The organism is Erwinia sp. PME.40.26/001 (assembly GCF_055556675.1).
In genome coordinates, this window is the sequence record NZ_JBVHNP010000189.1 from 1 (window position 1) to 270 (window position 270).

Consider the following 270-nt stretch of genomic DNA (forward strand, 5'->3'; position numbering starts at 1 on the left):
GCCCGCGGTCCGACGACGTTTTGTATGAGGAGCGTACCGCGATGATGAACCTGGTCTGCATCCCCAACCTCGTCGGCGGCCATCTCGGCGGCTGGCGCCACAAGGACGCTTTCGACAAGCCGGTCATGAATCTCGAGGGCTTCATCGAGATGGCCGAGATCGCCGAGCGCGGCAAGCTTGACGCGGTGTTTCTGGCCGATGGCAACGGCGTGCGCGACATGGATCGCCCCGCGCTGTTCGCCGCCAACCATCCCTCGGCGCGGCCCGCCT

1 pseudogene is annotated in these 270 nt (G+C 66.3%); it reads left to right on the forward strand.

The window, feature by feature from the left end:
* Positions 1 to 41: 41 nt before the first annotated feature.
* A pseudogene (locus ACZ3HG_RS23795) lies at positions 42 to 270 on the forward strand (hypothetical protein); the annotation flags it as partial.